Source organism: Mycobacterium parmense, assembly GCF_010730575.1.
In the GTDB taxonomy this organism is placed as follows: domain Bacteria; phylum Actinomycetota; class Actinomycetes; order Mycobacteriales; family Mycobacteriaceae; genus Mycobacterium; species Mycobacterium parmense.
Window position 1 is genome coordinate 5,943,624 of record NZ_AP022614.1, and the last position, 9,289, is coordinate 5,952,912.

Here is a 9,289-nt window from a genome sequence, read left to right on the forward strand (position 1 = left end):
GTGGGCGTCGGCCGGGGGCGTCAGCTCAGCCGCTCGATCACCATCGCCATGCCCTGGCCGCCGCCGACACACATGGTCTCGAGGCCGAAGGTCTTGTCGTGGGTCTGCAGGTTGTTGATCAGCGTGGTGGCGATGCGCGCGCCGGTCATGCCGAACGGGTGGCCCAGCGCGATCGCCCCACCGGACACGTTCAGCTTCTCCTCGTCCATGCCCAGCTCTCGGGCCGAACCGAGCACCTGGACGGCGAAGGCCTCGTTGATCTCGTACAGGTCGATGTCGTTGATCGACATGCCGGCCCGCGCCAGCGCCTTCTTGGACGCCTCGATCGGGCCCAGGCCCATGATCTCCGGCGACAGGCCGCTGACTCCGGTGGACACGATGCGCGCCAGCGGGGTCAGGCCGAGTTCCCTGGCCTTGGTGTCGCTGGTGATCACCAGCGCGGCGGCGCCGTCGTTGAGCGGGCAGGCGTTGCCCGCGGTGACGGTCCCGTTCGGCCGGAAGACGGGCTTGAGCTCGCTGACCTTCTCGTAGGTGGTTCCGGGCCGGGGGCCGTCGTCGGTGCTGACCGTGGTGCCGTCGGGCAGGGTCACCGGAACGATCTCGCGCTCGAAGAAGCCGCTCTTGATGGCCTCCTCGGCGCGGTTCTGGCTGCGCACGCCCCAGTGGTCCTGGTCCTCGCGGCTGATGCCGGTCATGATCGCGACGTTCTCGGCGGTCTGGCCCATCGCGATGTAGACGTCGGGCAGGTTCCCGTCGGCGCGCGGGTCGTGCCACTCGTCGGCGCCCTGGGCCGCCGCGGCCGAACGCTCCTGAGCCGGGTCGAACAGCGGGTTCTTGGTGTCCGGCCACGAATCGGAGTTGCCCTTGCCGAACCGCGACACCGTCTCCACCCCGGCGGAGATGAAGGCGTCGCCCTCGCCGGCCTTGATCGCGTGGAAGGCCATCCGGGTGGTCTGCAGCGACGACGAGCAATACCGGTTGACGGTGGTCCCGGGCAGGAAGTCGTACCCGAGCTCGACGGCGACCACGCGGGCCATGTTGAATCCGGATTCACCGCCGGGCAGTCCGCAGCCCAGGATCAGGTCGTCGATCTGATGCGGGTTGAGCGCGGGCACCTTGTCGAGCGCGGCGCGCACCATCTGGGCCGCCAGGTCGTCGGGCCGCATCGAGACCAGCGACCCCTTCATGGCGCGGCCGATCGGCGAGCGCGCGGTTGCGACGATGACGGCTTCGGGCATGGCGATTACCTCCAGTGGATGTGGGCTCGCGTCACCGGCGGGTGCTGCGCACGCCGCCGCGACGAGACGCGTCAAATCTAGTCGCTGCCCGGCGGCGAGCACGACGACGGGGCGGTCGCCTCGGGGGCGGGGCGCCGCCGCACCCCGGTCATCACGCCGGTTCGCGCCTGCCCGGGCCCCGGCGCGGGGTCGTCCGCGGCCGCCACCACCTCCGGCGTCGCGGACTCGACCTGCTCGCCCAGCGCGTCGCAGATTGCCGGCAGCAGGGCGTTGGCCGCCAACGCGTACGCGACGGCCGAGGGGTGATAGTTGTCGGCGGAGAACATCTGCTCGGGTGTGGCGCGAAACTGGTGCGCCAGCAACTGCGCCAGCGGCACCGGGATGCCGCCGGCCGCCCTGACCGCCGCGGCCTGCGCGCGGGCGAGCTGGCTTCCGCGGGCGTGCGCCAGCGAGCGCAGCGGCTGCGGGATGACGCTGATGACGCCGAGGTCCGGGCACGTGCCGACGACCACCAACGCGCCGCGGGCGCGCAGCTTGCGAACGCTCAACCCGAGACGTTGGGCCGACTGGCTGACGCCGTTGAGGGCCGTCACGTCGTTGGCGCCCACCATGATCACCGCGATGTCGGGCGGCGGACCGGCCACGAACATCGCGTCGACCTGCCCGCAGACGCCCCTCGAGGTGGCGCCGACGATGGCCTTGGTGCTCAGCCGCACGAGCCCGCCGGTCTGCTCGGCGAGGCCGCGGGCGATCAACACGCCCGGCACCTCCTCGGCGCTGGTGCAGCCGTATCCGGTGGCCGTCGAGTCGCCGAAGATCATCAGGTGCAAGTCGTAAGCCATGCCGCGCCGCCACCGCTGCACGGGCCCGCCGCCGCTGGTGTAGACACCGTCGGCGCGCGGCGGGGTCTCCCAGGACTTCGGGATCACGGTGCGCGCGTGCGTCGCCTGGCCCACAAGCAGATTGCGCGCCCCGAGATAGGCCGTACCTGTCGAGGCGAGTGCGCCCGCTGTGGCCAGGGCGATCGTCGAACGACGCGGCAGCCGGATGGTCACGAGAGACATTTTAGAACGGCCGAAAGCCGTGCGAGGGCGGCTCGTCAACAATGTGGTTACGTTGAGAATCAAAAGTGGTATCGAATCAGCTTCTTCAAATGTTCCACCAAGAAACGCCTGTCAAGCTAATTTCATGAGGTCGGCTCAACGCTTGGGGAACCGGGCATAACCAGACGTTGGCCGCCTCGTGTCACATGCTGTTTCGCACTACAAAGGCGTAGGAAGTGTTGAGCATGACCGCACCAGACAAGGTATCCGGCTCGCCCCGGAATGCCCTTCGGCCACATGACATCCTGAGGAAGCGCAAGGCACAGGCGCGCAAATTCGCCATCAGCGACGGCGCTCCCGTCGAGGTTCTCGAGTCCGGGCCCAGCGTCGCCGCACGAGTCGCCACCGTGACCTCCCGGCTGACGATCCGGCCCGTCCTGTCCGTCGGCAGCCACGTCCCCAACCTGCCCTGGCCGTGGGGGCTCATCGACCTGGCCGCCCGGGTCCTGCTCCCGGTGTCCGCCACCGTCCGCGAGACGATCGCGCTGCCGCACGCGTCGGCGCAACTGGTGCGGGCGCCCGGGGGTGCTGCCCGCCGACGGCACCCGCCGGGTGATTCTCTACCTGCACGGCGGCGCGTTCTTGACCTGCGGGGCCAACTCGCACGGCCGGCTGGTCGAAACCCTGTCGAAGTTCGCCGACTCACCCATCCTGGTGGTCAACTATCGCTTGCTGCCCAAGCATTCGGTGGAATGGCCCTCGACGACTGTCACGACGCCTACCGGTGGCTGCGCGAGCGCGGCTACGAGCCCGACCAGATCGTGCTCGCCGGGGACTCCGCCGGCGGATATTTGGGGCTTACCCTCGCACAGCGCCTGCAGGAAGAAGGCGAGGAGCCCGCCGCGCTGGTGGCGATCTCGCCGCTGCTGCAGCTGGCCAAGGAATACAAACAGGCCCATCCCAACATCAAGACCGACGCGATGTTCTCCGCGAAGGCGTTCGACGCGCTCGGCGCGCTCGTCGCGGGCGCCGCCGGGAAAAACGTCGTCGACGGTAAGCCGGAAGAGATCTACGAGCCGCTGGAGCACATCAAACCGGGACTGCCGCGCACCCTGATCCACGTTTCGGGGTCCGAGGTCTTGCTGCACGACGCGCAGCTGGCCGCAACCAGGCTCGCGGCGGTGGGCGTGCCGGCCGAGGTGCGGGTCTGGCCCGGCCAGGTGCACGACTTCCAGCTGGCCGCCCCGATGCTGCCGGAGGCAATCCGTTCGCTGCGCCAGATCGGCGACTACATCCGCGAAGCCACGGATTAGGCAGCGCGTCAGCAGCCGGGCGCCAGACCGTCGTGCACCGGCCGAAACGGCCTGAGACGATGGACGCATGCGGATCGCGCAGCACATCAGTGAACTGATCGGCGGCACGCCGCTGGTCCGCCTGAACTCCGTCGTCCCCGACGGCGCCGGCATCGTGGCGGCCAAGGTCGAATATCTCAATCCCGGTGGCAGCTCGAAGGATCGGATCGCTTCGAGGATGATCGACGCCGCCGAAGCCGCCGGGTTGCTCAAGCCCGGCGGCACCATCGTGGAACCCACGTCCGGCAACACCGGCGTCGGCTTGGCGCTGGTGGCTCAGCAGCGCGGCTACAAGTGTGTCTTCGTCTGCCCCGACAAGGTCGGCGAGGACAAGCGCAACGTGCTGCTCGCTTACGGCGCCGAGGTGGTCGTGTGCCCGACGGCGGTGCCGCCCGAGCACCCGGACAGCTACTACAGCGTCTCCGACAGGCTGACCGAGCAGATAAGCGGCGCCTGGAAGCCCGACCAGTACGCCAACCCCGAAGGACCGGCCAGCCACTACGCCAGCACCGGACCCGAGATCTGGGCCGACACCGACGGCAAGGTCACCCACTTCGTGGCCGGCATCGGCACAGGCGGGACGATCACCGGCGCGGGCCGCTACCTCAAGGAGGTCTCCGCCGATCGGCCGGGGGGGGAAGGGTGCGCATCGTGGGCGCCGACCCCGAGGGCTCGGTTTATTCGGGGGGGCAGCGGGCGGCCCTACCTGGTCGAGGGCGTCGGCGAGGATTTCTGGCCGGCGGCCTACGACCGGACGGTGCCCGACGAGGTCATCGCGGTCTCCGACTCCGACTCTTTCGACATGACCAGGCGGCTGGCCCGCGAGGAAGCGATGCTGGTCGGCGGGTCCTGCGGGATGGCGGTGGTCGCGGCGCTGCGGGTTGCCGCCGCGGCCGGGCCCGAAGCGCTGGTGGTGGTCCTGCTGCCCGACGGCGGGCGCGGCTACATGGCGAAGATCTTCAACGACGCCTGGATGTCGTCGTACGGGTTCCTGCGGAGCCGCCTCGACGGGTCGGCCGAGCAGTCCACGGTCGGCGACGTGTTGCGCCGCAAATCGGGGGCGTTGCCGGATCTGGTGCACACCCACCCGTCCGAGACGGTGCGCGATGCCATCGGCATCCTGCGCGAGTACGGCGTGTCCCAGATGCCGGTGGTCGGCGCCGAACCGCCGGTGATGGCCGGTGAAGTCGCCGGCAGTGTCTCCGAACGCGAACTGCTCTCGGCCGTCTTCGAGGGCCGCGCGAAGCTGGCCGACGCCGTCGCGGAGCACATGAGCCCGCCGCTGCCGATGATCGGCGCCGGCGAGCTGGCCGCCGCCGCGGGCAAGGCGCTGCGCGACTGGGACGCGCTGATGGTGGTGGAGGGAAAGCCGGTCGGGGTTCTCACCCGCTACGACCTGTTGGGCTTCCTCTCGGAGGGGCCCCGCGGAGTGACGGGCCGACGCTAGATCGGCGGCCGCTCGTGGTTGCGCCGGCACGGGCCGGCGCTCGGGTACTGTAATGCCCCGTTCGGCCGATCCGCGTGGATGGAGGGTTGCCCATGACCGATCAACCGCCGCCTGGTGGCGATTTCCCGCCGCCTGCGCCCTCGTCCGGGCCGTCCGGGCCGTCCGGGCCTTCCGGTGACCATGGGGCGCCGTCCGGCGGGCACGAGGTCCCCGCGCCGCCGTCCGGCGGCGGTTCCTATCCGCCGCCGCCCCCGCCGCCGCCGCCCGGCGGGTCCTACCACCGCCGCCACCTCCGTCCGGCGGGTACGCGCCGCCGCCTCCCGGACCGGCGATCCGCACCCTGCCGACGCAGGAGTACACGTCGTGGCTCACCCGGGTGCTGGCGTTCGTGATCGACATCCTCCCGTACGCCGTTCTGCACGGCATCGGCGCCGCGATCCTGTACTCCACCCAGCAGACAGCCTGCGTCACCGACATCACCCAGTACGCCGTCAACCAGTACTGCGCCACCGAGAACTCGACGTTGGGGCTGATCGCGCAGTGGCTGGCGTCTGTGTTGGGGCTGTTCTACCTGATCTGGAACTACGGCTACCGCCAGGGCACCACCGGGTCGAGCCTGGGCAAGTCGGTGATGAAGTTCAAGGTCGTCAGCGAGATCACCGGGCAACCCATCGGCTTCGGGAAGTCCGTCGTGCGCTTCCTCGCGCATTTCATCGACGCCGCCATCTGCTTCGTCGGGTTCCTCTTCCCGCTCTGGGACGCCAAGCGGCAGACGCTGGCCGACAAGATCATGTCGACGGTCTGTCTGCCGATCCCGCAAGGCTGACCGACGACCCGGGCTGTCACTAGGCTGGCCGTCGATGAGCAACGATCGGCACCGCGAGTTCACCGGGCTGGCCACCAAGGCGATCCACGCCGGCTATCGGCCGGACCCGGCGACCGGGGCGGTCAACGCGCCGATATACGCGAGCAGCACTTTCGCCCAGGACGCCGTGGGGGTGCTGCGCGGCGGCTACGAGTACGCGCGGACCGGCAATCCCACGCGCGCGGCGCTGGAGGCCTCCCATGGCGGCCGTGGAGGAGGGCGCGTTCGCCCGCGCGTTCAGCGCCGGGATGGCCGCCACCGACTGCGCCCTGAGGGCGCTGCTGCGTCCCGGCGACCACCTGGTGATTCCCAACGACGCCTACGGCGGCACCTTCCGGCTGATCGACAAGGTGTTCACGCAGTGGAACGTCGGTTACACGCCGGTGGCGCTGTACGACCTCGACGCCGTCCGCGCGGCGATCACACCGCAAACCCGGCTCATCTGGGTCGAGACGCCCACCAACCCGCTGCTGTCCATCGCCGACATCGGCGCGCTCGCCGAGATCGGTGCGCAATCGCACGCAAAGGTGTTGGTGGACAACACGTTCGCCTCACCCGCGCTGCAGCAGCCGTTGACGCTGGGCGCCGACATCGTGCTGCACTCGACCACCAAGTACATCGGCGGACACTCCGATGTGGTGGGTGGCGCGCTGATCACCGACGACGAAGAGCTGGACGACGCCTTCGCTTTCCTGCAGAACGGGGCCGGCGCGGTGCCGGGCCCGTTCGACGCCTACCTCACCATGCGGGGGCTCAAGACGCTGGTGCTGCGGATGCAGCGGCACAGCGAAAACGCCTTGGCCGTAGCCGAATTCCTCGCCGGGCAATCCGCCGTCGACACCGTGCTGTATCCGGGCCTGCCCGGCCATCCGGGGCACGACGTCGCGGCCCGGCAGATGAGCGGATTCGGTGGGATGGTGTCAATACGCCTGCGCGGCGGCCGGGCGGCCGCTCAAAGCCTTTGCGCCAGAACCGAAGTGTTCATCCTGGCCGAATCGCTGGGTGGGGTGGAGTCGCTGATCGAGCATCCGAGCGCCATGACGCACGCGTCGGTCGCGGGTTCGCAACTTCAAGTACCCGACGACCTGGTGCGCCTGTCGGTCGGCATCGAAGACGTCGCCGATCTGCTCGGCGATCTCGAGCAGGCGCTGGCGTAGTCGCCGCGACTACGCGTGGTAGGGCTCCGCGCTGATCAGCGTGACCTCGACGGTGCTGCCGTTGGGCACGACATAGCTGCGGGTCTCGCCCACCTTGGCGTCGATCAGCGCCCCGCCCAGCGGCGAGTTGGGCGAGTAGACCTCGAGCTTGCCGTCGTTGACGCCTTCCTGGCGGGTGGCGATCAGGAACGTCTCGGTGTCGGACTTGTCGCCGTCGTAGTAGACCTTGACCACCGAACCGGGCAGCGCCACTCCGGACTGCTTGGGCGCCTCGCCGACCTTCGCGTTGTTCAGCAGGTCCTGCAGCTGGCGGATGCGCGCCTCCTGCTGACCCTGCTCCTCGCGGGCGGCGTGGTAGCCGCCGTTCTCGCGCAGGTCGCCCTCCTCGCGCCGGTCGTTGATCTCCGCGGCGATGACCGGACGATTCGCGATCAGCTGGTCGAGCTCGGCCTTGAGTCGGTCATGTGACTCCTGGGTCAGCCAGGTCACCTGAGTATCCGTCATCTCGTCGTGCTCCTCTTATTGTCGTTCCGCGCATCCGCGTGAGCTCTCGAACTCCGCCGCCGGGTAACCGGGATTGTGCCCGCGTGCTGCGGTCCGTTGTTCTCACGGCCATTAATGCAGCAATACACGGTCCCAGCTGGAACCGTGCATTCATCCATGTTACCACCGCGCAAACAGATGATGACCCTGAAAATTCGCAGCTGAGCCTCCGCGGGACGGTCAGCCCGGGCGCAGGTAGCCGGGCACGTCGGTGCCGCAACCGTAGATATCGGCCATCACCGGAGGCTTGCTGGACTTGAGCGTCGTCGTCACCTGCACCGTGGATTCTCGGGACGGAGCGACCAATACCTCCCGCCTGCCCGTCTCTGCGCCGTCCTCGGACCGCACCCGGACGATGCAGTCCACCGGACGCGCCGGGTCGGATCGGGTCACGCTGATCGTTACCGACGCCGTCTGGGCGTCGATCACCCGTAGCCGGCCAGTGACCCCGTGACGTCGCTGGTAGCCAGCCGCTGGTAGCCGATGACGGCGACCGCGACGCCCGCCGCGATCACCAGCGCGGACCCGACGATCACCAGGCGGTGCCGGGAGACGCGCGACAGCCGGGGCCGCCCGTAGCGGCTTTCGGGGCGTGGCGGAGGAATTTCGGTCATGCCTGGTACGTCTCGATTATCGGTGGGGTGGTGCCCGCCGACGTCATGCAGCGAACGGAACTGCAATTATAGGGTCTGATCCGGGTGATCAGCGGACCGACAAGGGGGCACGTGAGCAAGCTGCGGTTGATGGCGGTGCACGCCCACCCGGACGACGAATCCAGCAAGGGTGCCGCGACACTGGCCCGCTACGCCGACGAGGGCCATCGGGTCATGGTGGTGACGTTGACCGGTGGCGAGCGCGGCGACATTCTCAATCCGGCGATGGACCTGCCCGACGTGCGCGGGCACATCACCGAGATTCGCCGCGACGAGATGGCCAAGGCCGCCGCGATACTCGGCGTCGAGCACACGTGGCTCGGTTTCGTCGACTCCGGACTGCCCCAGGGCGACCCGCCGCCACCGCTGCCCGAGGGTTGTTTCGCGCTGGTGCCGCTGGAGGTCTCCGTCGAGGCCCTGGTTCGGGTGGTCCGGGAGTTCCGGCCGCACGTGATGACCACCTACGACGAGAACGGCGGCTATCCGCATCCCGATCACGTTCGCTGCCATCAGGTTTCGATCGGCGCGTTCGAGGCGGCCGGTGACTACCGGCGCTTTCCGGACGCCGGCGAGCCGTGGTCGGTGTCCAAGCTCTACTACAACCACGGGTTCCTGCGGGCGCGGATGCAGTTGCTGCACGACGAAGCCGTCAAGCACGGCCACGAGCCACCGTTCAAGGTGGCTCGAGCACTGGGACGCCGACCACGACCCGTTCGAATCGCGGGTGACGACGCGCGTGGAGTGCTCTGCGTATTTCGGCCAGCGCGACGACGCATTGCGGGCGCACGCCACCAGATCGACCCGAACCACGACTTCTTCGCCGCCCCGATCGCCTGGCAGGAGCGGCTATGGCCGACCGAGGAGTTCGAGTTGGCCCGGTCACGCGTCGGTGCGACTGCCCGAGGACGACCTTTTCGCGGATTGGAGGGCGACGAATGAACCACCTGCTCGCCTATGGCGCGGCCGTCTGGACCGGGTGGCAAACCGACGC

Annotated in this window: 5 protein-coding genes and 4 pseudogenes; 5 read left to right on the forward strand and 4 right to left on the reverse strand. The window is 69.1% G+C overall.

All coding sequences use genetic code 11. The annotated features are described in order from the left end of the window. Positions 1–20: 20 nt before the first annotated feature. The gene (locus G6N48_RS27575) at positions 21–1,238 is read right to left on the reverse strand and encodes an acetyl-CoA C-acetyltransferase (protein WP_085269416.1); all 1,218 of its coding nucleotides are present in this window, start codon (positions 1,236–1,238) and stop codon (positions 21–23) included. A 77-nt stretch (positions 1,239–1,315) separates the two neighbouring features. Next, the gene (locus tag G6N48_RS27580) at positions 1,316–2,281 is read right to left on the reverse strand and encodes an SGNH/GDSL hydrolase family protein (protein WP_139825791.1); all 966 of its coding nucleotides are present in this window, start codon (positions 2,279–2,281) and stop codon (positions 1,316–1,318) included. Positions 2,282–2,526: 245 nt separating this feature from the next. Between G6N48_RS27580 and G6N48_RS27585 the strand changes: the two are divergent. The 4 genes and pseudogenes from G6N48_RS27585 (at position 2,527) to G6N48_RS27600 (ending at position 7,102) form a co-directional block, all read left to right on the forward strand. Continuing rightward, positions 2,527–3,594 (forward strand): annotated as a pseudogene (locus G6N48_RS27585) (alpha/beta hydrolase). A 67-nt stretch (positions 3,595–3,661) separates the two neighbouring features. After that, on the forward strand, positions 3,662–5,080 hold the full coding sequence (locus G6N48_RS27590) for a cystathionine beta-synthase (protein ID WP_232066734.1): 1,419 nt from the start codon (positions 3,662–3,664) through the stop codon (positions 5,078–5,080). A 92-nt stretch (positions 5,081–5,172) separates the two neighbouring features. After that, positions 5,173–5,906 (forward strand): annotated as a pseudogene (locus G6N48_RS27595) (RDD family protein). 34 nt (positions 5,907–5,940) lie between these two features. Beyond that, positions 5,941–7,102: pseudogene (locus tag G6N48_RS27600) on the forward strand (cystathionine gamma-synthase). Between the two features lie 9 nt (positions 7,103–7,111). Here the strand turns inward: G6N48_RS27600 and greA are convergent. Both greA and G6N48_RS27610 read right to left on the reverse strand, forming a co-directional pair. Beyond that, complete coding sequence (greA, locus tag G6N48_RS27605; RefSeq protein ID WP_085269410.1) at positions 7,112–7,606, reverse strand: transcription elongation factor GreA; 495 nt, start codon at positions 7,604–7,606, stop codon at positions 7,112–7,114. Between the two features lie 219 nt (positions 7,607–7,825). Continuing rightward, a pseudogene (locus tag G6N48_RS27610) lies at positions 7,826–8,259 on the reverse strand (DUF4307 domain-containing protein). 111 nt (positions 8,260–8,370) lie between these two features. Here G6N48_RS27610 and mca point away from each other — a divergent pair. Next, positions 8,371–9,237 carry a mycothiol conjugate amidase Mca gene (gene mca, locus G6N48_RS27615; RefSeq protein WP_232066735.1) on the forward strand — a complete coding sequence of 289 codons (867 nt, stop codon included), beginning with the start codon at positions 8,371–8,373 and terminating at the stop codon, positions 9,235–9,237. The last annotated feature ends 52 nt before the right edge of the window (positions 9,238–9,289 follow it).